General features: G+C 67.8%; 22 protein-coding genes and 1 tRNA gene. 13 read left to right on the top strand and 10 right to left on the bottom strand.

Going from position 1 to position 25591, the window contains the following annotated elements; genetic code table 11:
- Nucleotides 1–11 precede the first annotated feature (11 nt).
- Nucleotides 12–908 carry a sigma-70 family RNA polymerase sigma factor gene (locus tag ACWPXK_RS00630; protein ID WP_454194067.1) on the bottom strand — a complete coding sequence of 299 codons (897 nt, stop codon included), beginning with the start codon at nucleotides 906–908 and terminating at the stop codon, nucleotides 12–14.
- Nucleotides 909–1162: 254 nt separating this feature from the next.
- Between ACWPXK_RS00630 and ACWPXK_RS00625 the strand changes: the two genes are divergently transcribed.
- Nucleotides 1163–2377 (top strand): serine hydrolase domain-containing protein, encoded by a 1215-nt coding sequence (locus tag ACWPXK_RS00625; protein ID WP_454194066.1) that lies wholly within the window; start codon nucleotides 1163–1165, stop codon nucleotides 2375–2377.
- Between the two features lie 51 nt (nucleotides 2378–2428).
- On the opposite strand, the gene ACWPXK_RS00620 is transcribed toward ACWPXK_RS00625, so the two are convergent.
- Nucleotides 2429–3055 (bottom strand): hypothetical protein, encoded by a 627-nt coding sequence (locus ACWPXK_RS00620; protein WP_454194065.1) that lies wholly within the window; start codon nucleotides 3053–3055, stop codon nucleotides 2429–2431.
- Nucleotides 3056–3143: 88 nt separating this feature from the next.
- On the opposite strand from ACWPXK_RS00620, the gene ACWPXK_RS00615 reads away from it, so the two are divergent.
- Complete coding sequence (locus tag ACWPXK_RS00615; RefSeq protein WP_454194064.1) at nucleotides 3144–3722, top strand: TetR/AcrR family transcriptional regulator; 579 nt, start codon at nucleotides 3144–3146, stop codon at nucleotides 3720–3722.
- 16 nt (nucleotides 3723–3738) lie between these two features.
- Here the strand turns inward: ACWPXK_RS00615 and ACWPXK_RS00610 are convergent, their stop codons facing one another.
- Entirely contained in the window at nucleotides 3739–5199 is a 1461-nt protein-coding gene (locus ACWPXK_RS00610; RefSeq protein ID WP_454194063.1) for a subtype B tannase, read from the bottom strand.
- A gap of 280 nt (nucleotides 5200–5479) precedes the next feature.
- Between ACWPXK_RS00610 and ACWPXK_RS00605 the strand changes: the two genes are divergently transcribed.
- Nucleotides 5480–5692 (top strand): hypothetical protein, encoded by a 213-nt coding sequence (locus tag ACWPXK_RS00605; RefSeq protein WP_454194062.1) that lies wholly within the window; start codon nucleotides 5480–5482, stop codon nucleotides 5690–5692.
- Between the two features lie 12 nt (nucleotides 5693–5704).
- Here the strand turns inward: ACWPXK_RS00605 and ACWPXK_RS00600 are convergent, their stop codons facing one another.
- Nucleotides 5705–6334 (bottom strand): hypothetical protein, encoded by a 630-nt coding sequence (locus ACWPXK_RS00600; RefSeq protein ID WP_454194061.1) that lies wholly within the window; start codon nucleotides 6332–6334, stop codon nucleotides 5705–5707.
- Nucleotides 6335–7179: 845 nt separating this feature from the next.
- On the opposite strand from ACWPXK_RS00600, the gene ACWPXK_RS00595 reads away from it, so the two are divergent.
- From ACWPXK_RS00595 to ACWPXK_RS00575, 5 genes are all read left to right on the top strand, one after another.
- A complete protein-coding gene (locus ACWPXK_RS00595; RefSeq protein WP_454194060.1) occupies nucleotides 7180–7827 on the top strand; it encodes a carboxymuconolactone decarboxylase family protein in 648 nt (215 codons plus the stop codon).
- A gap of 55 nt (nucleotides 7828–7882) precedes the next feature.
- Nucleotides 7883–8770, top strand: a complete 888-nt coding sequence (locus ACWPXK_RS00590) for an alpha/beta hydrolase (protein ID WP_454194059.1) — start codon at nucleotides 7883–7885, stop codon at nucleotides 8768–8770.
- A gap of 148 nt (nucleotides 8771–8918) precedes the next feature.
- Complete coding sequence (locus tag ACWPXK_RS00585) at nucleotides 8919–9779, top strand: alpha/beta fold hydrolase (protein WP_454194058.1); 861 nt, start codon at nucleotides 8919–8921, stop codon at nucleotides 9777–9779.
- 160 nt (nucleotides 9780–9939) lie between these two features.
- The gene (locus ACWPXK_RS00580; RefSeq protein ID WP_454194057.1) at nucleotides 9940–12660 is read left to right on the top strand and encodes a LuxR C-terminal-related transcriptional regulator; all 2721 of its coding nucleotides are present in this window, start codon (nucleotides 9940–9942) and stop codon (nucleotides 12658–12660) included.
- A gap of 94 nt (nucleotides 12661–12754) precedes the next feature.
- Nucleotides 12755–13225: a hypothetical protein gene (locus ACWPXK_RS00575; protein WP_454194056.1), complete on the top strand. Its 471-nt coding sequence runs from the start codon at nucleotides 12755–12757 to the stop codon at nucleotides 13223–13225.
- 72 nt (nucleotides 13226–13297) lie between these two features.
- Here ACWPXK_RS00575 and ACWPXK_RS00570 read toward each other — a convergent pair.
- Together ACWPXK_RS00570 and amaB are read right to left on the bottom strand one after the other, a co-directional pair.
- Nucleotides 13298–13371 (bottom strand) — tRNA-Met (locus ACWPXK_RS00570).
- A 63-nt stretch (nucleotides 13372–13434) separates the two neighbouring features.
- Nucleotides 13435–14967, bottom strand: a complete 1533-nt coding sequence (amaB, locus tag ACWPXK_RS00565; protein ID WP_454194055.1) for an L-piperidine-6-carboxylate dehydrogenase — start codon at nucleotides 14965–14967, stop codon at nucleotides 13435–13437.
- Between the two features lie 133 nt (nucleotides 14968–15100).
- Between amaB and ACWPXK_RS00560 the strand changes: the two genes are divergently transcribed.
- The 3 genes from ACWPXK_RS00560 (at nucleotide 15101) to ACWPXK_RS00550 (ending at nucleotide 18303) form a co-directional block, all read left to right on the top strand.
- Nucleotides 15101–15553: an Lrp/AsnC family transcriptional regulator gene (locus ACWPXK_RS00560; RefSeq protein WP_040774829.1), complete on the top strand. Its 453-nt coding sequence runs from the start codon at nucleotides 15101–15103 to the stop codon at nucleotides 15551–15553.
- Between the two features lie 64 nt (nucleotides 15554–15617).
- Nucleotides 15618–16952 carry an L-lysine 6-transaminase gene (lat, locus tag ACWPXK_RS00555; RefSeq protein WP_454194054.1) on the top strand — a complete coding sequence of 445 codons (1335 nt, stop codon included), beginning with the start codon at nucleotides 15618–15620 and terminating at the stop codon, nucleotides 16950–16952.
- 127 nt (nucleotides 16953–17079) lie between these two features.
- Nucleotides 17080–18303, top strand: a complete 1224-nt coding sequence (locus tag ACWPXK_RS00550) for a YVTN family beta-propeller repeat protein (protein ID WP_454194053.1) — start codon at nucleotides 17080–17082, stop codon at nucleotides 18301–18303.
- Nucleotides 18304–18318: 15 nt separating this feature from the next.
- Here the strand turns inward: ACWPXK_RS00550 and ACWPXK_RS00545 are convergent, their stop codons facing one another.
- Both ACWPXK_RS00545 and ACWPXK_RS00540 read right to left on the bottom strand, forming a co-directional pair.
- Complete coding sequence (locus ACWPXK_RS00545) at nucleotides 18319–18663, bottom strand: hypothetical protein (protein WP_454194052.1); 345 nt, start codon at nucleotides 18661–18663, stop codon at nucleotides 18319–18321.
- The gene (locus ACWPXK_RS00540) at nucleotides 18663–18830 is read right to left on the bottom strand and encodes a hypothetical protein (RefSeq protein ID WP_454194051.1); all 168 of its coding nucleotides are present in this window, start codon (nucleotides 18828–18830) and stop codon (nucleotides 18663–18665) included. Before ACWPXK_RS00540 ends, ACWPXK_RS00545 begins: the two co-directional genes overlap by 1 nt.
- Nucleotides 18831–18861: 31 nt before the next feature.
- Here ACWPXK_RS00540 and ACWPXK_RS00535 point away from each other — a divergent pair, with 31 nt between their 5' ends.
- Nucleotides 18862–20241: a serine/threonine-protein kinase gene (locus ACWPXK_RS00535; protein WP_454194050.1), complete on the top strand. Its 1380-nt coding sequence runs from the start codon at nucleotides 18862–18864 to the stop codon at nucleotides 20239–20241.
- Nucleotides 20242–20416: 175 nt separating this feature from the next.
- Nucleotides 20417–22510, top strand: coding sequence for a protein kinase domain-containing protein (locus tag ACWPXK_RS00530; protein ID WP_454194049.1), 2094 nt, complete (start codon nucleotides 20417–20419; stop codon nucleotides 22508–22510).
- Nucleotides 22511–22526: 16 nt separating this feature from the next.
- Here ACWPXK_RS00530 and ACWPXK_RS00525 read toward each other — a convergent pair whose 3' ends face one another.
- Both ACWPXK_RS00525 and ACWPXK_RS00520 read right to left on the bottom strand, forming a co-directional pair.
- Nucleotides 22527–23480, bottom strand: a complete 954-nt coding sequence (locus ACWPXK_RS00525) for a patatin-like phospholipase family protein (RefSeq protein ID WP_454194048.1) — start codon at nucleotides 23478–23480, stop codon at nucleotides 22527–22529.
- A gap of 189 nt (nucleotides 23481–23669) precedes the next feature.
- Nucleotides 23670–25475 (bottom strand): acetyl/propionyl/methylcrotonyl-CoA carboxylase subunit alpha, encoded by a 1806-nt coding sequence (locus ACWPXK_RS00520; RefSeq protein WP_454194047.1) that lies wholly within the window; start codon nucleotides 25473–25475, stop codon nucleotides 23670–23672.
- Nucleotides 25476–25591 lie beyond the last annotated feature (116 nt).

Here is a 25591-nt window from a genome sequence, read left to right as displayed (position 1 = left end):
CCGGGCTGTGGCTACTGGCTTGCGGTGATGGTGGCCACGTCGAGCCGGGCCAGCCGGTCCGGGTCGGCGAGAATGTCGATTTCGGCGATCCGGTCGGCGACGACGGTGAAGCTCATCACCGACATCAGCACGCCATCGAGAGTGCTGACCAGTCCGGCGGCTCCGTTGACCAGGGCTGGGTGTGTCGTGTAGGTGGAGGCCATGCGCTGGAAGGTTTCGGCCTGTCCGGCGACTGCCGCGCCGCCGCGGATGACGCGCATTCCACCGGCGGTGGTGGCCGCTCCGGCGTCCGCACGCAGGATCACATCAGGGTCGAGTATCGCTACCAGCGCCTCGATGCTGCCATCGCGGGCGGCAGCGAGGAAGGCATCGACGATCCGGTACTGGCGCGGCAGGTCTGGGTCGGGGATCGGCGCCTTGCCGTGCACTCGGCGACGAGCCTGGCTGGCGAGTTTCTTCACGGTCTGCGGGGTGCGGTTCACGATCGGGGCGATCTGGTCGTAGGGCATCGCGAACATGTCATGGAGCACGAACGCCAGCCTTTGGGCTGGGCTGAGCGATTCGAGCACCACCAGCAGGGCCATGCCGACCGAATCGGCCAGCAGGGCCTGTTGTTCGGGGTCGTTGTCGCGGCTGACCACCGGGTCGGGCAACTGCTGGATCTCCAGTGATTCCACCGGGTGTGCGCGACGAGAGCGCAGCATATCCAGGCACACCCGGCCGACCACTGTCGTCAGCCAGCCACCGAGGTTGCCGATCTCGGCGGCGTCCGAGCGCGCCAGCCGAAACCATGCCTCTTGTACCGCGTCTTCGGCTTCGGTCAGTGAACCGAGCATCCGGTAGGCCACCGCATGCAGATGCGTCCGGTGCTTCTCGAACTGGTCGGCGAGGTAGTCGGATTCGTTCAACTGTGGTCACGCCTCTCGTTTCCGGTCTCCGACATGTTGACGAATCGGCGCGGGCGACCGTGACTGTGGGCCGCCCGGCTCGGCCGCGGTTACGTCTGTCGTCCGCGGTTCGTCAGTGCAGTGGAACCGATCCGAATCGGCGGGCGATCAGCGCGCGGAGCGACGCACGGCCTGTTCGCGGGATGCCTGGTCGGCGTCCCAGCCGCGCCGGGCAGCCCGCCCGGTAACCGAGAATCAGAACAGGAGCACAAACCATGAACAGGATTGAAGTAAACGGCACGGTCGCCGACGGTTTCGAATCCGTGCGTACAGAATTCGCCGCCGTTGTGGCAGAGGAGAACGGTGAGTCGGGCGCGCAGCTGGCAGCGTTCCTGCGCGGGCGGCTGGTCGTCGATCTCTGGGCCGGACCGGATGTCACCGGCGATACGCTGACCGGTCTGCACTCGTCTACCAAGGGCGCCTCGGCATTGACCGTCGCGCTGCTCGTGCAGGAGGGGGTGCTCGATCTCGACGCGCCCATAGCTCAGCACTGGTCCGAATTCGGCGCGGCTGGAAAGCAACACATCACCGTGCGGGATGTGTTGACCCATCGCGCCGGCGTGATCGGTGTGGACGGCGGATTCAGCGTGGCCGAACTCGCCGACGAGCGGGTGATCGCGGAGCGCCTGGTGAGACAACGGCCGTACTTCCGGCCGGGATCCGTGCAAGGCTACGGCGGCTTCGTCACCTTCGCCATCGTCGGTGAGGTGGTACGCCGGATCACCGGCCGCACCATTCAGCAACTGTTCGAGGAGCGTATCCGCGAGCCCTACGGGCTCGACGTGTATCTGGGGCTATCCGAGGAACAGGACTTCCGCTACCGGGAGATCTTGCCCTGGGCGGCGACACCGGAGATGGAGGCGGCATTCGCGGCGAATTCTCCCAACCCGCACAGTATCCCGGGTATCGCGTACAACCTGAATGCCCGCGGATTCTCCCCGGCCGACGTCATGACGCTGCCGAACGATGCCCGGCTGCGACGTCTGGGCCCTGGCTCCGGCGGTGGGGTGGGCAGCGCCCGAGGGCTGGCCGCCATGTACGCCGCGGCGATCTCCGGGCTCGATGGGCACCCACCGTTGCTCCGGCTGGACACCATCGCCGAGATCGCCACCATCCACTCCGGCGGAGTGGATCTGGTCCGCGGCGAGCGGGCCCCCTACGCCGTCGGTTTCGAGGCGAAGGGCTTGATGCATCCGTTCCTCGGCGCTCAGGCCTTCGGCCACACCGGGTCCGCGGGCTCGGACGGATTCGCCGACCCGCACAGCGGCCTCACCTACGGCTATACCCGCCGCCGTGCCGCATTCGCGTTCAACGCGCCCGAAAACGACCGCCTCGCGGCCGTGATCCACCACGCGGCCTCCGCCACCTCTTGGGCACGACCCCTTGATCGTTCGGATCGAAAGCAAGGCAACAGCTGGGTGTCGGATTGATGATCACCTCCACCGGCAGCAACGCTGCCGGTGGAGGTGGCGTCGGGGTTGTCAGCAGCTGTGACCGTGCGTGATGTTGTACACGGGATTCCCCGGCACACAATCGGGTGCTCCAGGCCGCCCTTGATCGATGGCGTGGGTGAACCACCAGACCGTACCGAGAGCGGCGGCGACGGCAATTGCCCCGACGGCAAGGGTGCTTCGATCGCGTGGTGATCGACCGACCCAGGCGACGGTGAGAGCCAGCCCCGCGGCGAGAGCGACGAAACCGCCGGTGATTTCGAACAGTGAACCGATGTCCTCGGGCGGCTGCCCGATGGTGATCGTGTTGGACAGTACTTCGCCGCCGACGTACATCCATTGTCCCGCAACCGAACTGGCGGCAATCGCGGCACTGAACCGGCTGGCGGGCAGCTGGGACCAGAGCAGAATGAGCAGGGCCTGTAGCACCACGAAGAGGGTGATGGTGGCGGCCGCCAGCATCGGGTCGAGCCAGTCGGTGACGGGGTTGCGGCCGTCCTCCGCCCGAACCGCGGCGTAGCCGGACCAAGCAGCGGCGAAAACCGCGCCCGCCAGCGCCGAGAATCCGAGCATCCGCGGGGCGGTCCGGGGGGATTGCGCAGGTTCGGTAATCGCCTGTGCTCGGCGTGCTCCGGCATCGGAGTGGGGCGTGTTCATGAATTCTCCTCAGGCGGCATTGTGGTGAGTGCGTGCGCACTCACCTTAGGATGGTAGGTGCGTACGCACTCACAGGCAAGGGGATGAAATGCCGCCCACCGCGCGTGATCGACTGATCGCCGCCGCCATCAAGCTCATCCGTGAGAACGGTGGTCTGACCACGACCGCCCAAATAGCTCGCGAGGCGGGATGCTCGGAAGGCAACATTTTCAAGCAGTTCGGCAGCAAGTCCGGTCTGCTGGCTACCGCATTGTGCGAGGAACTGCCCAGAATCGCGATAGAGGAGAAGGTCGCACCGGTCGGCAGCGGTGACCTGGGCGAAAATCTGCGTGCCTTGCTGTCCATGCTGGTCGAGTTCCAGCGCAACGCATTGCCGCTGATGGCCGCCCTACTCAGCGACCCTGTCTTGCGAGCCGAGTATCAGCGTGTCTCCGATCAGCACGGGACCGGCCCACACGTAGCGGTGGAACGTGTAGCCGACTATCTGCGTGCCGAACAGGAGATCGGGCGACTGCGTGGCGATCTCGATCCCGCGGCCGCGGCCGTACTGCTACTCGGCACAGCACAAAGCTTCGCGCTCACGGAACTGGCAACCAGCGCGTCGCGCCAGACCGACGAACTCCTCACCGGCACCGCGGCACTGCTCTCCGCGTCACTCACGGAGTGATGCCCGGACCGGCTAGCTAGCGGGTCACCTTGCCGATCCACTCGATGAAGTCCTCGGCGTCTTCATTGCTGCCGTGTCCCGCGTCCCAGTACATCGCGGCCTCGACGGCATCGCCCAGATTCTCCAGTCCGGCGGCGAGGTTGCCCACGATCGTCAACGAGGTGTCGGTGTCCTTGGTGCCGACCCGAATCCACCAGTGCTTCGCCCGCGCGGGATTCTTCTGCTCGATGAAGTGCATCGGATTCATCATGGTGATCTTCTCGGGCAGGCCGGGGTCGAGTTGTGCGCCTGCGTCGCCGGTCGCGCGCCGCAAGCTGTACCGGGTGAAATGCCTGGCCTTGGTCTGTCCCGCACCGAACAAGTTGTTCTCTCCGGACGACAGGTCGAACGCGTCGAACGCGGGCGCGTTCTTCTTTCGCTGCCCCACGTGAACGAGAAAGTCCTGCCACGGGAACTCCGCTCGATCGCCTGCCCACGTGATCCAGGTGTTGTCGGCCAGGTAGCTCGATCGTTCGGAGCCGTTCAAATCCGTGAGATACGCGGTGGCGGCCGGTTCGAGGTAGGTCCGCACGAGGTATCGGCCGTAGTTGTCGGCCGTGATCGGTCCGAATCCGTTCTTCCCTTGCAGGCCGAGTGACGCCTGGTAGTCGACGAACGCCCCGCTCAATTCCCGTGAGACGGTCGGATCGAGTTCGCCGGAGCTCAGCGGGTTGGCGCCCCAATTCCATTCGTACGCCATGTCCGCGTGCTCGAGATCGGCGATGGGGCAGTAGCAGGCGCTCGCGAAGACGGCATCACTGGCGTCCGCCGCACCCAGCTCATCGAGGTACCGGTCGTACATCCGGCTGTCGCCGGACGCGCCAAGCAGGGCGGAGAGCGCGCCGCCCGCGCTGACTCCAGTGGTGACGATCCGGTCGGTGTTTCCCGGCACGCGACCAGAGTTGTGCCGCAGGTACCGGACGGCGGCCTTCAGGTCGACGATGGCGGCGGGCGCCACGCCGTAGTACGTGCCGTCGTCGGCGACCAGCTCGCGCCCGCGAGCACCGGACTCCACCACGACATAACCCGCGACCAAGGCGAGGTCCGGGTTCCTGGTCCGATCGCCGCCGTCGAAGGCATTCGGCTTGCCGCTCGTCACCGACGACGAGAGGTATTCCCCGACCGAGTTGCTGAAGAGTATGGGCGCCTTGCTCGCGTCGACCGGCGTTCCGTCGACTTCGACGGGAACACTGATATTCAGACTCTGATACGCCTCGTCCACCGGTTCCGCGACGTACACGATCCCCCGGTAGAAGCGATAGGTCACCTTCTTGTCGCGTTCGAAGGTGGCCACGGTCTTGGTCTCCACCGTGAATCTGTCCGGGTCGAAGACCAAGGCGTCCACCGGGTTCCCGTCGGCATTGCGCGAACAAGCGGTACCGACAATCGGCACGGCGGCCGCCGCGGCACATCCCTTGAGCATCGCTCTGCGCTGCACAGCTATCTCCTTCGCGTACGTGGCAAGTCATGCCCGACAGGCGTCGGTGGAACTGTCGCTGGAACGAACAGTTGGTATTCGGAGCGGAATGGCGTCCGTCTTGTCTCGCCGGTCCGGGTAGCTGGCGTGGTCGACGCATCGGCGTCTGATGTCGCGTTCGATGACGTGATGGCCAGGTCGGTCGAACGCTGGGCGCGTTTGCGCGCCTGCCAGGCCCTTTCGGCATGAAACGCCCTGGGCCGGAGAGTTATTGGAACCTCCGGCTCAGGGCGTTGTCAGCGTGGGTAACCTGCCCGGCCAGCGGTCACCGAGCGCCTTGTGGCGCACCGATCTGTGGTCCGTCTCGGCCGTCTACACCGAGCACACGCTTGGCCCGCTGCAAGACGAGGCAGCGGGGGGAACAGATGACGTGGATGTCGAGGGCGCGTTGGGTCTGACCCAGGGTGAGTTCGCCGGGATCGGCGAAGCAGTCGCCGATATTCGAGATGAGTGATCGCATCAGCGGTCAACCAATTCTCACCGGCTCGACGGCGTCATCGGCGAATCGACCACGGCCGATGGTGAGGGTGACCAAGCCGATATTGCCTGCCGTGGAAATCAGCGGGCCGGCGATCGAAGTGAATTCGAACCCGCTGACCATGAGCACCCCCATCAAGCCGAGGCTGTTGGCGCAGGCATTCGCAGCGAACGTTTGCCAGGTTTCTTCATGGGGTTTGGACCATGCGTGCCGGAGCGTCGGCACGGTGGCGATGAGGTTCGCGCAAATGGCGAACAATGCACCGAAAGCCTTTTCTGATACGCCGACGGTCACCATGACGCAGGCGATCGATGCGATCAGGCAGGCCCAGTCGATATTGTCTTCCGGTCGCAGACCGGACCCTCGTGTTATGCCGGCGGCGATGACCGCGGCATTCATGGCTGCCGCCGCGGCATTTATACCCGCGGCGAGATGCGCTCCCTCGAGATACGCCACGACCGCGAATACGGTATTGGCTGTGCACCACGCCGCCCACGATGCGATGCGCGGCCGCGTGTCACCATCCAATATTCCGCCCAGATAGGCGATGACACCATACAATGAAATGCCGATGCTGAGACACGCCAAAGACGTGCTTACACTCCAGAAATCACTCACGCGAAAAATTCCTCACAGATTCTTGCCCTGGTGTGCGGAGATGGCCGACATTGGCGATCGAATCCTCATACGAACACGCCGAAGGAGACAAGCCGGTGCGGCGATGGGAACCAGGCGTTGCCGTTGGGTAAACGCTTCGGGATGAATTGTCCGGGTGTGACTCGAAAGTATCGTGGCACGGCCGCCTCGGTGCCGCCAATCCAGGACCGCGCTGTAACCATCTCTTAACCCCCGCTTTGCGGCACTGCCCGGCGGAGCATCGGCAACGGAAATCATTCCTACGAAGATCCGGATGTGAGCCGGATGACAGATATGCCAGCAATCGCCGCGGAAGCGATTGCGTCGCCGGAAGCGACATTCGTAGGCACGGGAATCGCGGTGTGGACTGTCGCCGTCTCCGACGGTGTGCGGCGGTTCCGTACCCGACTGGCGAGTCTCGTCAGAACCACTCCGCGGGACCGTCGACGCTCGGCGAATCGTTCCGACCTCGGTGCCGCCCGATCCGGAATCCTGGATGAGTTCGAAGCCAGCCACCATCAACCGGTTCCAGCCGGAACCAGATGATTCGCAGGCAGGCATCCCCGTCACGACGGGCATGCGTCACCTGACCGATACGGGCCCGGACACGTACCAGTCATCTGACGGACGCGACCGCCACCGCAGTCTTCGTAGCGTCCCACTATGGCAAAACGATCCGAACATCGCTGACCGCGTGTAAGCCGCGCTCCCGCTATCCGGTCGGCAAGAAGTCGCGGTTGATGAGCACGCTCGGCCGCATCGTCCCCCAGTACACCCTCGATGCCCTGCGCCGACGCGCGCTGGGCCTGTCCTGAACGGAGCACATCATGACACAGCTCGCCGGAGCCGACGCGCTGACCGCCCTCGACCCCGTCTTCGCCCAGCTCGCCGTCGGCGCGGGGCAAAACCTCTGGGGCCTGACGCATCTGACGATGCGCGAGAAGGCCTTCGTCTGTTTGACTTCCGACCTGTGCCACCCGCACCTGGACCTGCCCCTGACCATGCACGTGCGGATGGCCATGGCCAACGATGTCGAACCCGAGGCCATCAGAGAGCTCTACCGTCACCTGGCCCCGTATGTGGGCTACCCCATCCTCGTCTCCGCCTTTCAGCGCCTGGCCGAACTCGGCCTGCCCGAAGCGCAGGACGTCGAGCCGGTCGAGCCGGTGCCGCTGACCGGTGCGCTGGCCGGGTCCGTGCGCGTACTGGAGGATGTGGATCCCGGTCTGGCCGCCTTCACCGAGGACCAATTGGCTCAGCGCTGGGCCCGCCCGCACCTCAGCGTCCGGGAACGGGCGATCGCGTGCCTGACCGTGGATGTCTTCTACCAGACGCTGGGCGAATCGATGCGCCTGCACGCCGAGCTGGCCAGGGCAGCCGGGGCCACCGAGGAGACCTTCCGTGACCTGCTCCGCGGCGTGGCCGAGTTCGGGCTCGCCCGGGCCTGGGCCGCCGCACGGGAACTCCTTTCCTGAACGAGGCTCATCAGTGTTTTCCGACAGTCAGTCCTCGTCGGTAGGGAAGGTCTTTATGCGAACCACGGTGTCTTTTACCGCCGCCGGCGTGCGGTGCGCCGGTTACCTCTACCTGCCCGCCGATTCAGGTCCGGTGCCGTGCGTGGTGCTGTGCCACGGCTATAGCGGAACGATGGACCGCCTCTTCGACTACGCCGAGCGCTTCGCCGCCGCGGGCTTCGCGGCGCTGGTCTTCGACTACCGAGGCTTCGGCGAGAGCGAGGGCGAACCGCGCCAGCTCCCCGATATCGACGCCCAGCTGGTCGATATCGCCGCCGCCGTGGTGTTCGCCCGAGAACATGAACGCATCGACCCCGGCAGGGTGCTGCTGTGGGGCAACTCTCTGGGCGGCGCACACGTAATCACCGTGGCCGCAAGCGATCCCCGGATCGCGGCCGTGGTGGCGCAGATCCCGTTCAACGGATTCCCGAAGAAGGTCGACGGACGGTCGACCGGTGACACGCTGAAGCTGCTGGGCGCGATCCTCTGGGACGCCCTACGAGGCAGGCTGGGCCTGCGACCGTACTACATCCCCATGGTCGGCCACCTCGGGGAGCTCGCCGTGACCGCGAGCCCAGAGGCCGAACAGCACATCCAGGCTCTCACCGGTGGCCAGAATACGTTGTGGCGCAACACCGTAGCCCCCAGGGGCCTGCTGCGGATGATGCGCTACCGCCCCGCCGAGTCCGCCGCCCGCCTGTCCTGCCCCTTATTGGTCTGTGTCGCCGCCGAGGACCGGGAGACACCGCTGGAAAACAGCCGCGAGCTGGCCGACCGCGCCTCCAACGGCGAACTCCGCGTCTATCCCGGCACCCACTTCACCTTCTACACCAACCCCGAGTTCCGCGACCGTGTGGTCGCCGACCAGATCGACTTCTACCGCCGCACATCCGCATCGGTGTGATGGGCGACGCAGTGACATCGTGCGGGTCGCCTTCGGCGGCTCGGGCTCGACCGGCGTGAACTACCCCACATCCCGTCACGCCGGGGGATACTCACCCGTCTGTCGAGTAGCTGTCCCGCTGATCGCACTCGCCGCCATCGCCTTTCCTGTGGCATATGCCTGGGAGCCCCCGAGCTCGCCCTATCAGTCGCAGTATTTGTCTCGCGTCGAGTCCAGGTACGCCGAGACCGACCTCGCTCGATTCCACTACACCCGTACCGGGACGGGCTCGCCGGTCGTGCTCATCGCGGGGGGCGGGCTGTGGGGGTACTCCTGGCGAGATGTCGTCCCGGCGCTGGCAACCGAACACACTGTCTATGCCGTCGATCTGCCCAGCCAGGGGTTCACCGAACTGCACCGCGGCGACTTCGCATATGACCTGCCAGCGATGTCGGAGGCCATCGCGACCTTCCTCGACGCCGTCGGTCTACCCCGAGCGGCTATCGTCGGACACTCGTGGGGCGGTGCCTGGAGCCTGTACTTCGCCGAACGGCATCCCGACCGCGTCGAGCGACTCGTCCTGCTCGACGCACCCGGCCTCGACGCCGAAAAGGCCCCTGTCACCCCGCTGTTCACCACACCCCTGCTGGGCGAACTGGCCACCAACCTCACCACCCGGTCCTTCTACGCCGACAGCATCCGCGGCACCTTCCACAACCGCCACCTGGTCACCGAGGAGGTGATCGATGAGCTATACGCACCGTTCTCGCGACCAGCGAATCGGGCCGGCTTCCTGTCGCTGTGGCGGAACCTGGACTATCGGCTCACCGACGCCGGACTCGCGGGGGTCGCTACACCCACACTCGTGGTGTGGGGCGCGGAGGACACCTGGCTCCCCGCCTCCCAAGCCGGTGAACTGGCCGCGCGGATCCCGAACGCTACGGCCACCACTCTCCCGGGCTGCGGGCACACCGTCCACGAAGACTGCCCAGCGCAAACCACCCCGCTACTCACCGCATTCCTACGCTGATCCGCGGGAATCCCAGTGAATCTGTGGAGAAGGGAGTCGCTCATGGCGATCGACGTCTGGGCGCGCTGGACCGCGTAGTCCCCGGTCCAGGCCCTGGACGACGTCACGCTAATCTGAACCGCGCCGTGTTTCGTACGGCACGAGGGATAGGCGTTGCTGGATGGGTTCGATGCTGTTCGGGCGGCAAGTGGAGCAGTCAGTCATAGACGAGCTGCTCGAGGGACGGTCCGGCGCGCTGGTGGTACGCGGTGAGGCGGGCGTCGGCAAGTCGGCTCTTCTGGAGTACGCGGCCGCGACGGCGCGGGCACGGCTGCTGCGGGTGGTCGGTGTCGAGTCCGAGGCCGATCTTCCGTTCGCGGCCCTGCATCGGCTGCTGCGCCCGGTGCTCGATGAGGTGGAGGCGTTGCCGCGGCAGCAGGCGAATGCGTTGCGCGCCGCACTCGGTCTGGGTGACGTCGTGCACGGCGACCGGTTCCTGGTCGGGCTGGCGACGCTCGGCCTGCTGGTGGAGCTGTCGACGGCGAGCCCGGTGGTGTGCCTGGTCGACGACACGCAATGGCTGGACGGTGAATCTTCCGACGCCCTGCAGTTCGCCGCACGTCGCCTGCATGCCGAGCCCGTCACCATACTGTTCGCCTCGAGGAACGGTTGGTGCTCCGGGGGCGATTGCCCCGCACGGGATTTGCCCGAGTTGCGACTGGGTTGCCTGAACGACGAGGCTGCCCGCACGCTCCTCTGCGAACAGGCCCCGGATCTGCCGACCGCCGTCCGCGACCAGATCGTCGCCGAGGCGATGGGCAATCCGCTCGCCCTGATCGAGCTGCCCCGCATGCTCACTCCCGAGCAACGCAGGGGCGCACTGGTCCTGCCGCCCTTTTCTCCAGGTGCCGCACAGCCTGTCACGGATAGGGTACTGATGGGGTTCCGCGCGCGGATCGCAGCGCTTCCGGAGGCCACGCGTTCCTGCTTGCTGGTGGCGGCGTTGGAGCACATCGACGAGTTGGACCTGCTCGCGCACGCGATCGGCCCGCTCCAGGCTTCGCTGGATGACTTCGCGGTGGCCGAGCGGGCGGGCCTGGTCGGGGTGGGCCCGGACGGTGTCACCTTCCGGCATCCGCTTGTGCGTACCGCGGTGCTGCTGGCCTGCGACATCGCCGCCCGGATGGCCGCGCACCGGGCGCTGGCCGCGTCGGTCGACGCCGACCGACGCGCCTGGCATCTTGCTGCCGTCGCCCTGCAGCCCGACGAGGAATTGGCCGAGCAGCTCGAAAGCGTGGCGCTGCGTGCGCGTCAACGCGGTGGGCAGGCGGCGGTGTCGGCAACGTACGCTCGCGCGGCCGAGCTGTCCACCGATCCCGCTGAGGCTGTCCGCCGGTGGACGGCCGCGGCCGAGGCCGCGACCGAAGCGGGCCTGTGGCAACGCGCGGGTGAATTGGTGGACCGGGCACGACGCCAGGCCGAGGCGGCGAGACCGACGGGCGATGTCCTGGCACAGCTCGCCTACGTACGCGCGAAACTGGAACTCCGGTCGGATCGGCCCTTGGCGGCCGTGCGGCTCATCCACGAGGGGGCCGAGGCAGCGGACGACATGCTGGTCAGGCTGTCGCTGATCGCGGTGGCGGGCTACTACGTCTGGGCCAGCGCCACCCACCCGCATCAGCTCGCGCTGGCTCGCCGCTCCGAGGAGATGTGCCCGGACGGTGCGGGGCTGCCCGCTATAGTGCGCGCAGCCAACCGCGCGTTGCGCCTGCTTGTCGAGGGCGAACCCGCGACCGCGGCCGATTTCGTGATTCCGGCCGATCACCTGCCGCCGGAGTTGCGCTACCTCATCGCGTTTCAAGATCTGGCCCGCGCCGGCGCGGTCGGCATGCTCGAGCGCGCGACCGGACTCGTCGAGGAATGCCGGACCGAGGGACGACTGGGACGCATGCCTCAGGCCATGACGCTGCTCGCCATCGCCCAGCTGTTCAACGGCCGGCACCAATCCGCGCGAGCCACAGCAACCACTGGCATGACCTTGGCATCCGACGTCGGCCAGCCGATGTGGCGGGGTTACCTGGCGGGCGTGCACGCCTGGCTATCCGCGGTCGCCGGGGCGGAGGCCGAGTGTATTACCTTGGCGGAGCAGGCCATTCGGGACGCCGACCACCGGGCTTGGATGCCGGCGGCCTGCTGGGCCGAGTACGCGCGGGTGATGCTCGAACTCGGGCAGGGCCGCTACGAAGCGGTGCTCGATCGGGTGGACCAGGCGATGGCCGGTCCCACCCGCCACGCCTTCCTGTGGTGGTATTCGTGGCCGGACTACATCGAAGCCGCTGTCCGGTCGGGTGATTCGCGACGGGGCCACGATCGGCTGAAGCCTCTCGCGGACTGGGTCGAGAGCACCGGCCAGGCGGCGGCGCTCGCCATTCTGTATCGGGCCCGTGCGCTGCTGGCCCCGGACAGCGCGGCCGGAGGGTTTTTCGAGCGGTCCCTGGCATTGCACGCCGAACACCGGCAACCCTTCGACGAGGCACGTACCCGCCTGGTGTACGGAGAATGGTTGCGCCGCAACAGGCGTCGCGTCGAGGCTCGCCCGCAACTGCAAGCCGCCATGGAGACCTTCGATCGGCTCGGCGCTGCTGTCTGGTCGGACCGCGCCGCCGCCGAACTGCGCGCGACCGGGCTTTCCCTATCCGGCCATTCCCGTGTGAGCGATCCGCTGAGCGTGCTGACGCCACAGGAACTCCAGGTAGTGCGGCTGGCCGTCACCGGCGCATCCAACCGCCAAATCGGCGCGCAGCTGTTCCTCAGCCCGCGCACGGTCGCCTATCACCTGTACAAGGCGTTCCCGAAGCTGGGCGTCACCTCGCGTGCGGAGCTGGCCAGGCTGGTGTCGTGACCGCCGAACAACACCTCACCGCCAGTCAGATGACGGAAGCGATCCCGAACGTCTCTGGCTAGCGTCGGTGCCATGAAGTCTGATCAATGACCACTTGGCGATCAAGGCCCGCGTACTGCCCCCGACCGACGACGGCTTTGTCATGCTCGCCGGCGAGGTCGGTTCCTGGCGTGGCCCCTTCGCATCTGCTCCGGTCCAGCTGGCCGCCCGACTCGAGGGGCTCGCCGCGGGTATGGATGCGTTCGAGGCGAACGTGTTCCGCGCGGTCCTGCGGCCGCCCGGCGAGGGCGACGAGGTGCTGGCCGCCAAGGGCCTCCGGCCCGCGCGCTTCGACGTCGTCGTGCTGATCCGCACCGCGTCCGTGGAGGCCGCCCATGGAGCTCCGCGAAAGCACCGCCTACAAGGAACTCGCCGAGCGCGGCCGCCCGCCGTACCCACCAGATCGTCGCCGACAACGCCGGACTGCTCGGCGACGTGGACCACAGCCAAGACCATTGCTTCCTGTTCAACTACTTCTACGCCGACGCGTCTGACAGTACGAGTTCGGTTCACTGAGTTCGGCTGATGATGCCAAATGTGATGCCGAACGAACGTGAGAACGGCCCGCAACCTGATGGTTGCGGGCCGTTCTCCGTAGTAGCGGGGACAGGATTTGAACCTGCGGCCTCTGGGTTATGAGCCCAGCGAGCTACCGAGCTGCTCCACCCCGCGTCGGTAGGTATAACACTACACAGGTATGCGCGTACTACCGAATCCGCTGGTGGGCGGGGGTGTTCAGCCGAACTCGATGCCCTGGGCGAGGGGGAGTTCGGTGGAGTAGTTGATCGTGTTGGTGGCCCGGCGCATGTAGGCCTTCCAGGAGTCCGAGCCCGATTCGCGTCCGCCGCCGGTCTGCTTCTCGCCGCCGAAGGCGCCGCCGATCTCGGCGCCGGAGGTGCCGATGTTGACGTTGGCGATCCCGCAGTCGGATCCGTCGGCGGCCAGGAAGCGTTCTGCCTCGCGCTGGTCGGTGGTGAAGATGGCGGACGAAAGGCCCTGCGGCACTTCGTTGTGCAGGGTGATCGCGCGGTCGAAGTCGTCGTAGGTGAGCACGTACAGGATCGGCGCGAAGGTCTCCTCGCGCACCACGGCGGTCTGGGCGGGCATGCGCACGATGGCTGGCCGCACATAGTAGGCGTCGTCGCCGAACCCCTCGACTCGCTCACCGCCGCAGACCAATTCGCCGCCGTCGGTCACCGCCTGGTCCAGCGCGGCACGCATTCCGGTATAGGCCTTTCCGTCGATCAGCGGACCGACCAGCACCCCGTCGTCGAGCGGGTTGCCGACGGGCAGCTGCCGATAAGCCCGCTCCAGCCGGTCCACCAGCGGGTCGATCACGTCACGGTGCGCGATCAGCCGCCGCAGTGTGGTGCAGCGCTGCCCGGCGGTGCCCGCCGCCGCGAACACGATGGCCCGCGCCGCGAGCTCGAGATCGGCGGAGGGGGTGACGATCGCGCCGTTGTTGCCGCCCAACTCCAGCAGGCAGCGTCCGAGCCGCTCGGCCACCCGCGGCGCGACGAGCCGCCCCATCCGCACCGAGCCGGTCGCGCTCACCAGCGCCACTCGTTCATCCTCGACGAGGCGGGACCCGACGTCGCTGCCGCCCTGGATCAATTGATGTACTTCGGGATCCGCCCCGGCCTCGCTCGCCGCGCGCCGCAGCAACGCATGGCAGGCCACCGCGGTCAGCGGCGTCGTCTCCGAGGGCTTCCAGACGACGGTGTCCCCGCAGATCAGCGCGATCGCCGTGTTCCACGCCCACACCGCGACCGGAAAGTTGAACGCCGAGATCACCCCGACCACACCGAGTGGATGCCACGTCTCCATCAACCGGTGCCCCGGCCGTTCGGAGGGCATGGTCTGTCCGTACAGCTGCCGGGAAAGGCCGATGGCGAACTCGCAGATGTCGATCATCTCCTGCACTTCGCCCGCGGCCTCGGCGGGGATCTTGCCCGCCTCCAGGGTCACCAGCTCGGCCAGGTTGCCCTTGTGCGCGGTGAGCAGCTGCGCCAGCCGGCGCACGACCGCGGCCCGGACCGGCGCCGGAACGCTCCGCCACGCCTGGAAGGCGGTGGCGGCGCGGCCGATCGCGGCATCGACCTCGTCGAGCGAGCTGGGCCGCAGGCTCAGAAGCTGTCCTCCGGTGATCGGAGTGCGCGCGGGCAGCGCGCCGGGCTCCGGGGGTCGCGCGCCGAGTTCGCGCAGCACCGCGGTCGCGCGATCGGTGAGTTCCTGCGTAGTGGTCTTGGCGCCGAGTACTTCAGTCATCTGTTGTTCCGCCGTACCTTTCGGCCGCATCGCGGCATCGGTGGCCCGCAGAGCGGGGGTGTCGTCCCACATAGCGGGAGGATGGAGGTCAGGTTCCGGACACGAGGTGGGCCGCCTGGGTTAGCCTTCGCTGATGGCGGATACACCGGCAAGACCCGTACTCGATGACATCGATCGCCTGCTGATTCGTGAACTGATGGCCGATGGACGGGCCACCCTGTCGAATCTGGCCGAAAAGGCGAGTCTGTCGGTGTCCGCCGTGCAATCGCGGGTCCGTCGATTAGAGGCGCGCGGCGTGATCCGCGGGTATACCGCACACGTCGATCCCGAAGCGCTCGGCCAGTTGCTGTCGGCATTCGTCGCGATCACTCCTCTCGACCCGTCGCAACCCGATGACGCGCCCGCGGTGCTCCAGCACATCCCCGGCATCGAGGCCTGCCACTCGGTGGCCGGCGACGAGAGCTACATCCTGCTGGTTCGCGTGGCCTCCCCACGGCACCTCGAGCAGTTGCTCCAGGAGATCAGAGCGACCGCCAACGTGCGCACCCGGAGCACCATCATCCTTCAGACATTCTATGACAGGTAGCGATAGCTAGGAATTAATCCGTTTTGGTGTAGAGGTTACGCAAATTTTTTCGTACCCTCAGGGCGTGACCATCGAACTGGAACGCACCCGCCCGGCGGTCACCCCCGCCGCCCGGGTCCGCGAGATCTTGTCGGCAAGCATCCTCGCCGACGGCTTCGACCTTGTCCTCGACCTCCAGCAGTCCCGCGGCTGCCGTCTCGTCGACGAACGCGACGGCACCGCCTACCTCGACATGTTCGGTTTCTTCGCCTCCAACGCGCTGGGCATGAACCATCCCGCCCTCGCAGAGGACGAACAGTTCCGTGCCGAACTCCTCACCGCGGCACTGAACAAGCCGAGCAACTCCGATATCTACACCGTGGCGATGGCCCGCTTCGTCGAGACCTTCGTGCGGGTGCTCGGCGATCCGCGGCTGCCGCACCTGTTCTTCATCGACGGGGGCGGTCTCGCGGTGGAGAACGCCCTCAAGATCGCGTTCGACTGGAAGAGCAGGCACAACCAATCCCACGGCCGCGCACCGGAACTCGGCACCAAGGTGCTGCACCTGACCGGCGCGTTCCACGGCCGTACCGGCTACACCATGTCGCTCACCAACACGGATCCGGTGAAGACGGCGCGGTTCCCGAAGTTCGACTGGCCCCGCATCAAGGCGCCCTACCTGACCGACGCCCTCGACATCGAGGAGGCGGAGGCGTGCGCGCTGGCCCAAGCGCGCCGGGCATTCGCGGAAAACCCGGACGACATCGCATGTTTCATCGCCGAGCCGATCCAGGGCGAAGGCGGCGACCGGCATCTGCGGCCGCAGTTCCTGCAAGCCGTGCAGCGGCTGTGTCACGACAACGACGCGCTGTTCGTCCTCGACGAGGTGCAGACCGGCGTCGGCATGACCGGAACCACCTGGGCCTACCAGCAACTCGGGCTGGCACCGGACGTCGTCGCCTTCGGCAAGCGGACCCAAGTGTGCGGCGTCATGGCGGGCGGGCGCGTGGACGAGGTGCCCGACAATGTGTTCACGGTCAGCTCCCGGCTCAACTCCACCTGGGGTGGCAACCTCGTCGACATGGTGCGCACCCGGCGCATCCTGGAGGTGATCGAGCGCGACGAGCTCATCGAACGGTCCCGGCCGCTGGGCGCGCACCTGCTCGACCGGCTGGCGGGGGTGGCCGCACGGCACGCCGACGCCAGTGAGGCGCGCGGGCGCGGACTGATGTGCGCGATCACGCTGTCATCGGCTCGGCTGCGCGACGAGGTGCTCACGGCGCTGCACGAACGTGAGCGTGTGCTGATTCTCGGCACCGGCGAGCGGGGTATCCGCTTCCGTCCTCCGCTGACCGTCACGATCGCCGAGCTGGATGAGGCCGTCGACGCCCTGGATCGGGTGCTGACCACCCTCGAATAGCACGCGAAGGGGATGATCCGGGCATTCCGGTGTCCTCGGCGCGGGGTGCGCCGGAATCCCGGATCCACCTCCTAGGCTTCGCAAGCATGTCCACTCGTCTTCACCACTCTCCGAGCAGGTGCGGCGCTTGAACCGACAGCGCATGTACCGGTACTGCGCATCCCACCTCGTGGCTTCCCTCACCGTGCTGTCCGCCGTGACAGGCTGCGCCGCCAGCGACGCGGGCACGGTGGGCGCCGAGGCGGGACAGGCGGCGACGACCACCGTGGCCGCACCGACAAGCAGCGGGCTCCCGCCGCACATGACCGATCTGCTGCCCGGGATGCCGCCGCCGCTCTCGCCCACCGACGTGTACGCGGCCAACCGCGAACTGAGTCCCAGCGTGGCCGACCATCGCCCGCTGGTCTACGTGCCCAACAGCCAGTCGAACACGGTCTCGGTGATCGATCCGGACACCTTCCAGGTGATCGACACCTTCGCCGCGGGTGGCCAGGAGCCGCAGCACGTCGTCCCGTCCTACGACATGCAAACGCTCTACGTCACCAACGACTTGCCACTGGGTGCGGGCAGCCTGTTGCCGATCGATCCGCGCACGGGCAAGCCGGGGGAGCCTTTTCCCGTCCGCGACCCGTACAACATGTATTACACGCCCGACGGTCGGTACGCCCTGGTGGTCGCGGAGGCGGACAAGTCGCTGGACTTCTACGACCCGCGGACCTGGGAGAAGATCCACGCACTTCCGGTGCCCGACTGCGCAGGCGTCGATCACATGGACTTCACCGCCGACGGACGGTTCGGCCTGGCGTCCTGCGAATTCATCGGCAGGATGCTGGCTTTCGACGTCGCCGAGCGCAAGGTCGTCAAGGTGGTCGATCTGCCCGGCGGCCGCTCCGGCAAACCGCAGGATGTGAAGCTGTCGCCGGACGGGCACACCTTCTTCGTCGCCGACATGGCCGCCGACGGCATCTACACCTTCGACGCGCACACGTTCGAGAACACCGGTTTCGTGCCGACCGGCAAGGGCACGCACGGGCTCTACGTCACCCGCGACTCCCGCCAGATGCTCATCACCAACCGGCACGAAGGCAGCATCTCGGTGTGGGATTTCGCGGCGAATGCCCTGGTGCACAAGTGGTTCGTGCCGGGAGGCGGCAGCCCTGACATGGGCAATATCTCCGCGGACGGGCGCGTCTTCTGGGCGTCCGGCCGCCACCACGGCGAGGTATACGCCATCGACATCGTCAACTGGAATCTCTTGGCGCGCATCCCCGTGGGCAAAGGACCGCACGGGCTCACCATCTGGCCCCAACCCGGACGCTATTCCACCGGGCACACCGGCGTCATGCGTTGATCCCGCCCGGCATCCTCAGGAGGAGACCGGCCGCAGGCCCAAACCACCCTCGACGAAGCGACGGACGGACGTCAGCCCGGCGTCCAGGGCCGGCTGGTAGCCCGGGCGCGCCCATCCGGTGATGGTCGCGGTGCCATCGCCCGCGGGCGTCACGCCGATCTCGGCCACCAGCTCGGCGGTGGTCGGTTCACACACCGCCCAGGAGAAGTGGGTCTCCTCGGTCCAGCCCGCGCTGCGCTGGGCCACGTAGTCGGGGTCGGTGATCCCGCCCGCCGCCAGCGCCGGGCGGTCATCGATGCGGTCGTCCGCGCGCAGGGCACGCAGATACCAAGTGCCCGCGTTGATCTCGATCGGTTCCATCAGCCCGCGCCCGCTTCGCCGCGCCGGGCGACACCGACCAGGGCAACCGCGACCAGTCTGCCGAATTCCGCGGCGCGGAGCCGCCCCGCTGCGCCATGATCGGCGTTCCGCGGCACCGTTCGCGCGCGTTCCGTGGTACCGACGTGGTTTTCGGGTAGCTCCTTCATGAGGAGAAGGCTAGCGGGAGGTTCGATAGACATGGGCGAGCTGTGGTTCGGCCACTACCGCCTCGACCGGTTGCTAGGCAGCGGCGGCACGGGCGAGGTGTGGCTCGCGTACGACACTACTGCCGGCCGTGCCGTCGCATTGAAGGTCCTGGCCGTCGTGCACGCGGCCGATACCGGCTTCCGGCAGCGATTCACGAGAGAGGCCCGGCTCGCCGCCCAGGTGCGTGGGCCGCATCTGGTGCCGATCCATTCCTTCGGCGAGCTCGACGGCCGTCTCTATATCGAGATGGAGTTCATCGATGGTCTCGACGTCGCGGCGCTGTTGCGGCGCCACGGGAGGCTGGAGCCACAGCAGGCGGTGGAGATCGTCGCGCAGACGGCGGCCGCGCTCGATGCCGCGCATCGCGCCGGTCTGGTGCACCGCGACGTCAAGCCGTCCAACATCATGGTGCAGCCGGACGGCACGGTGTACCTGATCGACTTCGGCACCGCGCACCGCGGTGATCAGCCCGCGATCACCGCCACCGGGAATGTGGTGGGCACGCTGGCCTACATGGCACCGGAGCGATTCGATGGCGCGGCAGGGCCCCGTGCGGACCAGTACTCGCTGGCCTGTGTGCTGTACGAGTGTCTCACCGGCCGAAGGCCGTTCGACGACGCCGCGGCGCCGCGTCTGATGCGCGCCCACCTGCTGGACACGCCGCCGCTCGCCTCCGCGCTGAATCCAGGTGTGCCCGCGGCGCTGGACACGGTGATCGCGCGCGGCATGGCGAAGGACCCGGACCGGCGGTGGTCCAGCGTGGGGGAACTCGCGTCCGCGGCGTATGCGGCGGTGATGGGCCGGGACGCGACGACGGCCGAGCTGGCGTCCCCGGTATCGACCATCATGCAGCCGCCGCGCTGGAGGACGTGGCCCCCCGAATCGCGCCCACCGTATACGCGGACGTCTCGCGGACCGCGCGTGGCGCTGGCGGCCTTCGCGGCCCTTGTGGCGGCGGTCGCCGGAGCGCTGTGGTTCGGGGGGCCCGAGCCCGCCGACGCCGGCCCGGCGGCCGCGCCGGTTTCCTCCCCGAGGCAGGAGCGCACGTCCCACTCGGAACCGCCGTCGCACGTCCCGGCCGTACCGGTGCCGATTTCGCCGCCGACTCAGGGCGTGCCCGCGGCCGGACTGCCGTGTGATCCCGCGGTCGACGTGCACGGTGTCGTGGTCGACGGCATCAGGTTGACCTGCACCCCGGTGGCGACGGGCAAAGCCGATTGGATTCCGCTGTCGAATTCCGGTGGTGTCCCGGAGAACGTCGATAACGGTCCGAGCGGATCCGGAGGGGACAAATCGGGCCCCAAGAGCAAGGACGAGCCGGATCATCCGAAACAGGGCAACGGCAAAGACAAGGCGAGACCGCATCGGTAGGCGGCCATTCCGCCGTACTGTCGTCCAGCACACAGTGGTGTGCGACGCGGGGTGCGGTTACGCTCCGAAGAGGCCACGTCCTTGGGTATTCGCGGGGTGAGCTGCTGATTTTCCGTGGTCGGCGCCGCGGCGGTGGGCGGGTCGACCAGACGTCGACGGTGACTGGAGGTTCGCGATGGGGGAGGTGCGATTCGGGGGTTACCGGCTGGAGCGGCTGCTGGGCAAGGGCGGCATGGGGCAGGTGTGGCTGGCGTACGACACGGCGGCGGCGCGACGGGTGGCGTTGAAACTCTTGCCCGCCGAACGTGCGGCCACCGGGGGTTATCGCAAACGATTCGAGCGCGAGGCCGAGGCCGTGGCACAGCTGCGCGACCCGCACGTCCCGCGGATCCACCGGTTCGGCGAAATCGACGGTCGGCTCTACATCGATATGCAATTCGTCGAGGGCACCGACCTGGCGGGCAAACTCGGGGCCGCGGGGCGGATGACGCCGGACGTGGCGGTCGGCATCGTCGGTCACGTCGCTGTGGCGCTCGACGCGGCGCACCGGGTGGGACTGGTCCACCGCGACGTCAAACCCTCGAACATCATCGTCCATCCCAGCGGCTTCACCTATCTGATCGACTTCGGCATCGCGCACGGACTCGGCCAGACCGCCGTGACCACCACCGGCATGGCGATCGGCACGCTGGCGTATATGGCTCCGGAACGATTCACCGGTGCGGTGGACGGCCGCGCGGACGTCTACTCGCTGGCCTGCGTGCTCTACGAATGCCTCACCGGCGCCCGCCCCTACGGCGACACCGATCCCGCACAGCAGATGCACGCCCACCTGATGACGGCGCCACCGCGGGCCGCGTCGGTGTGCGCCGACGTTCCCGCCGCGCTGGATGCCGTCATCGCTCGCGGTCTGGCCAAAGATCCGAACGAACGATTCTCCACCGCGGGCGAATTCGCCGCCGCCGCACGTGCCGCGATCGGCGCTGCCGCCCCGCATGCCGCATCGCCGCCCGCGCCTTCTGGCGCAGACCGTCCGGCAACCAACGCATTGACCGATGAACCGGCGGCGCTCGCGCCGAGGCCGATCGAGTCCCTGCCCGAATCAGGGAATCCAGCCGGGGAAGCGGCACAGGGCGGGCGTTCGCAGGAACGCGTGGCCGGCGCACAGTCCGTCGACGATGCCGCCCACGGCTTGCAGAGGGCTCCCCAGCAGGGCACGGATTCGGGCAGGGACTCGATCGGCCCGCTCCGACGAAGGTCCTGCCGGAGCCGGGCCCCCCCGACCTTGGTGGCCACGAAACTCGACTGGCCCCGACACGCGCCCCCACCCCATCCGGCTCCGGGGCAGCATGTTCCGGGATCTTCTGTGCAGGGCTATTCCGGCACTCTTGCCGGACAGCCACCACACACCGCTGTTCGACGGTGGTATGAGAATGGGTCCTACCCCGCCGCACCGGTCCCGCCCGGACATCCGGGCAACGCTTGGCAGGCGCGGCTGCTCGCACTTCAGGCGCGTGTGCTGTCCCCCAGGCCGGGTCCCGTTGCCCCACCGCCCTATTCACGGCGGGGCGCGCCCGCGCGCAAAGTCTTCCCGTTGGTCGGACGTCCCGCCTATCCCGCGGCTCCGCGGCGACGCCCGATCGCCCCGGTGATCCGGCGACAGCCGCGACGGCGCCGGAGCGTGATGTCGAAAGTGATCGGCGCGCTGGTCGTAGTTTTCCTCGCGCCCTTCGCATTCGCGGCAGGGTGCCTCGCGCTGATCGCGGCGGGGAGCAGGGCGGGCGACTCCGGCACGTCCGCCCCCACGTTGCCGCCCTCCGTGGTGGCCGTGGAGCACCCCGGACCGCCCGAGGATCAGCGGTTGCCCGACCCTGCCGCCGTGGCGCCGGTCGGCACCGCCGTCCGTGACGGCAAGTTCGAATTCGTCGTGACGAAGGTCGACGCGGGCGTATCCCGCGTCGGACTGCAAGCGGCCGCAGGCTCGTTCCTCACCGTCACGCTGGCCATCCGCAATATCTCCGACGAAGTGAAGTGGTTCCTACCGCTGGGGCAGCGCCTCGTCGACGCCAAGGGCATCCCCTTCGATCACAACGCCACCGCCACCCTGTGGCAGAACACGCAGCAGGGCCTCGGCTACTCCTTCGAGCTGCGCCCCGGCCAATCCGCGACCACCCAACTGGTCTTCGACCTGCCACCCGACGCCAGCCCGGACCACCTCGAACTCCACGACTTCGTGCTGTCCAACGGCACTCGCGTCAAGGTTTCTTGACGTCTGTGCCGGTTCCTCACTCGGCGACCGCTACACCGCCGTGGATGGTGGTGGAGAGAGCGCCGAGGACGGCATGGCGGCCGATCTGGAGCGCGGCGGACAGGAGCGTCGTGTCGCGGGCGGCACTGTCGACATCCGGGGAGCCGGGCGGAGGGTGGATCTGCAGGACGGAATCGCCGAGATCGGCCAGCGCTTTGTCCTCGATGTCCTGCTGGCGCGGGCGTTCGAGCCAAGCACGGTAGGCGCCGGGTGCCACCGCGCGCAGATAGCTGCCGCCCACGATCTGGTGCAGCCGTGAGGCGGGCGGACGTCTCTCGTCGACGCGGCGGGTGCGCAGGACCAGGGCATGCGTCGCGCCCGCTTTGACGGCGGTGCGGATCGGCACCGTCTCGGTGAGGCCGCCGTCGAAGTAGGCGGAGCCGCCCAAGCTGACCGGTGGACCGGCCAGGATGGGCAGGCCCGCCGACGCTCGCAGCGCACGCATGAGCGTGCCCTTGTCGGTGATGTGCGGATGCAGGTCGACCGCTCGACCGGTACGGATATCCGTGGCGATCGGATGGAACGTTGTGGAATTCGCCAGGATCGCGTCGAAATCCATCGGCTCGATGCCGTCGTACACCTGGTGTACGAGGTAGCGCAGATCGAACGCGGGTCGCCCGCGCAGGAGCCGGGCCGGGTCTATGGCGCGGCGCATGATCACCGGGTCGGTCCAGGTACGCATACCGGGGATCGCGCGCCCGCACAGCAGCCAGGCGCCGTTGATAGCCCCCGCCGACGTGCCGTACACCGCGTCGAACACCGCCGTGAGCCCGAGTTCCTCCAGCGCGGACACCATGCCGCTGGAGTACACGCCTCGGCTGCCGCCGCCCTCGACGACGAGCACGAGCCGATGCCCGTCGGCACGGCTGGACGCGGCACGGCGCGCGCGGATCAGCTCCGCGACGGGGGAGACGCTTGACGAGCTGGTCACCGCATCACGATACGACACCGCGGCGCGAACCTCAGGTCGAAGAAGAGCGCGTGTAACCACCGGGGGGACGGTGCCCAGGAGTCGGGGTGGACGAGGCCGCTTGCGCGACCACGGATCTCCGGAAACGAGCGGAGCGGGCGCGGACGTCGTTGTCCTGCGCCCGCTCCGGGACGGTCTCCGCCAGGGTGTCTACTTGATCTCCGCGAGAACCGTGCCCTGGGTGATCGCCGCGCCCGCCTCCACGGACAGGCCGGTGACCACACCCGCCTTGTGGGCGTTGACCGGGTTTTCCATCTTCATGGCTTCGAGCACCAGGATCAGATCGCCCGCCTCGACCGACTGGCCCTCCTCGACGGCGACCTTGACGACGGTGCCCTGCATCGGAGCGGTGACCGCGTCACCGGAGGCCGCACCGGCGCCCGCGCCGCCACGCTTGCGAGGCTTGGGCTTCTTGCGGATGACACCCGCGCCGTTGCCCGCGGCCCCCTCGGCTCCGGCGCCGACGGTGAAGTTACCGGGCAGCGACACCTCGACGCGGCGCCCGCCGACCTCGACGACGACCTTCCGTCGCGGCAGCTCCTCGTCCTCGTCGGCCGGGGCGCCCACGCCCGCGAACGGCTCGATGGTGTTGACCCACTCGTTTTCGATCCACTTGGTGTAGACGTCGAACTTCTCGCCGTCGCCCACGAATGCCGGGTCCTCGACGATCGCCCGGTGGAACGGGATGACGGTGGCCAGGCCGTCGACCTCGAATTCGGCCAGCGCGCGCCGCGCACGCTCCAATGCCTGGGTGCGGTTCTCGCCGGTGACGATCAGCTTGGCCAGCATCGAGTCGAACTGTCCGCCGATCACGCTGCCCTGCACCACACCGGAATCCACGCGCACACCGGGGCCGGAGGGCTCCCGGTAGACGGTGACCGGGCCCGGGGCGGGCAGGAAGCCGCGGCCGGCGTCCTCACCGTTGATGCGGAACTCGAAGGAGTGGCCGCGGGGGGCCGGGTCCTCGGTGATCTCCAGCTTCTCGCCGTTGGCGATCCGGAACTGCTGGCGCACGAGGTCGATGCCCGAGGTCTCCTCGGTGACCGGGTGCTCGACCTGCAGTCGGGTGTTCACCTCGAGGAAGGAGACCGTCTCACCCTGCACCAGGTATTCCACGGTGCCGGCGCCGTAGTAGTGGGCTTCCTTGCAGATGGCCTTGGCCGAGGCGTGGATCTTCGCGCGCACCTCGTCGGACAGGAACGGCGCCGGCGCCTCCTCGACGAGCTTCTGGAAGCGCCGCTGCAGCGAGCAGTCGCGGGTGCCTGCGACCACGACGTTGCCGTGCTTGTCGGCGAGTACCTGCGCCTCGACGTGGCGGGCCTTGTCCAGGTACTGCTCGACGAAGCATTCGCCACGGCCGAACGCGGCGGTCGCCTCGCGAACGGCGGAATCGAACAGCTCGGGGATCTCCTCGATGGAGTGCGCGACCTTCATACCCCGGCCACCGCCGCCGAATGCCGCCTTGATGGCCACCGGAACGCCGTACTTCTCGGCGAACTCCACGACCTCGTTCGCATCCTTGACCGGGTCCTTGGTGCCCGCGGCCATCGGCGCGTTCGCGCGCTCGGCGATGTGCCGCGCGGTGACCTTGTCGCCCAGGTCGCGGATCGACTGCGGGGACGGGCCGATCCAGATCAGCCCCGCGTCGATGACCGCCTGTGCGAAGTCGGCGTTTTCGGAGAGGAAGCCGTAGCCCGGGTGGATGGCGTCGGCGCCGGACTTGGCCGCGGCGCCGAGAATCTTGTCGAACACCAGGTACGACTCGGCCGAGGTCTGGCCGCCCAGGGCGAAGGCCTCGTCGGCGAGCTTGACGAACGGTGCGTCGGCGTCCGGCTCGGCGTACACCGCGACGCTGCCGATACCGGCGTCCTTGGCCGCCCGGATCACGCGCACGGCGATTTCGCCTCGGTTAGCTACGAGTACCTTCGTGATCCGCGCGCTGGCATGGCTGGGCACTGAGCCTCCTGTGTGCATTCTTTTGGTCGCTTCAGGGGGATGGGGTCGCTGCGCAGGCTCCGCTCCCGTAATCGACAAACTTACGTCTCGGCGAGTGTAGGCAGTGTGCCAACAGA

Source organism: Nocardia sp. Marseille-Q1738 (assembly GCF_965283145.1).
Note: the sequence above shows the minus strand (reverse complement) of the source record. Positions and strands in the feature narration are given on the sequence as shown.

Bases quoted from the DNA above. Each gene is read 5' to 3' on its own strand.
- amaB (WP_454194055.1), bottom strand. From the start codon at position 14,967: ATGACTGAAGTACTCGGCGCCAAGACCACTACGCAGGAACTCACCGAT.
- ACWPXK_RS00580 (WP_454194057.1), top strand. From the start codon at position 9,940: ATGGGTTCGATGCTGTTCGGGCGGCAAGTGGAGCAGTCAGTCATAGAC.
- ACWPXK_RS00545 (WP_454194052.1), bottom strand. From the start codon at position 18,663: ATGGAACCGATCGAGATCAACGCGGGCACTTGGTATCTGCGTGCCCTG.
- ACWPXK_RS00530 (WP_454194049.1), top strand. From the start codon at position 20,417: ATGGGGGAGGTGCGATTCGGGGGTTACCGGCTGGAGCGGCTGCTGGGC.
- ACWPXK_RS00615 (WP_454194064.1), top strand. From the start codon at position 3,144: ATGCCGCCCACCGCGCGTGATCGACTGATCGCCGCCGCCATCAAGCTC.
- ACWPXK_RS00620 (WP_454194065.1), bottom strand. From the start codon at position 3,055: ATGAACACGCCCCACTCCGATGCCGGAGCACGCCGAGCACAGGCGATT.
- ACWPXK_RS00535 (WP_454194050.1), top strand. From the start codon at position 18,862: ATGGGCGAGCTGTGGTTCGGCCACTACCGCCTCGACCGGTTGCTAGGC.
- ACWPXK_RS00560 (WP_040774829.1), top strand. From the start codon at position 15,101: ATGGCGGATACACCGGCAAGACCCGTACTCGATGACATCGATCGCCTG.
- ACWPXK_RS00625 (WP_454194066.1), top strand. From the start codon at position 1,163: ATGAACAGGATTGAAGTAAACGGCACGGTCGCCGACGGTTTCGAATCC.
- ACWPXK_RS00540 (WP_454194051.1), bottom strand. From the start codon at position 18,830: ATGAAGGAGCTACCCGAAAACCACGTCGGTACCACGGAACGCGCGCGA.
- ACWPXK_RS00590 (WP_454194059.1), top strand. From the start codon at position 7,883: ATGCGAACCACGGTGTCTTTTACCGCCGCCGGCGTGCGGTGCGCCGGT.
- ACWPXK_RS00595 (WP_454194060.1), top strand. From the start codon at position 7,180: ATGACACAGCTCGCCGGAGCCGACGCGCTGACCGCCCTCGACCCCGTC.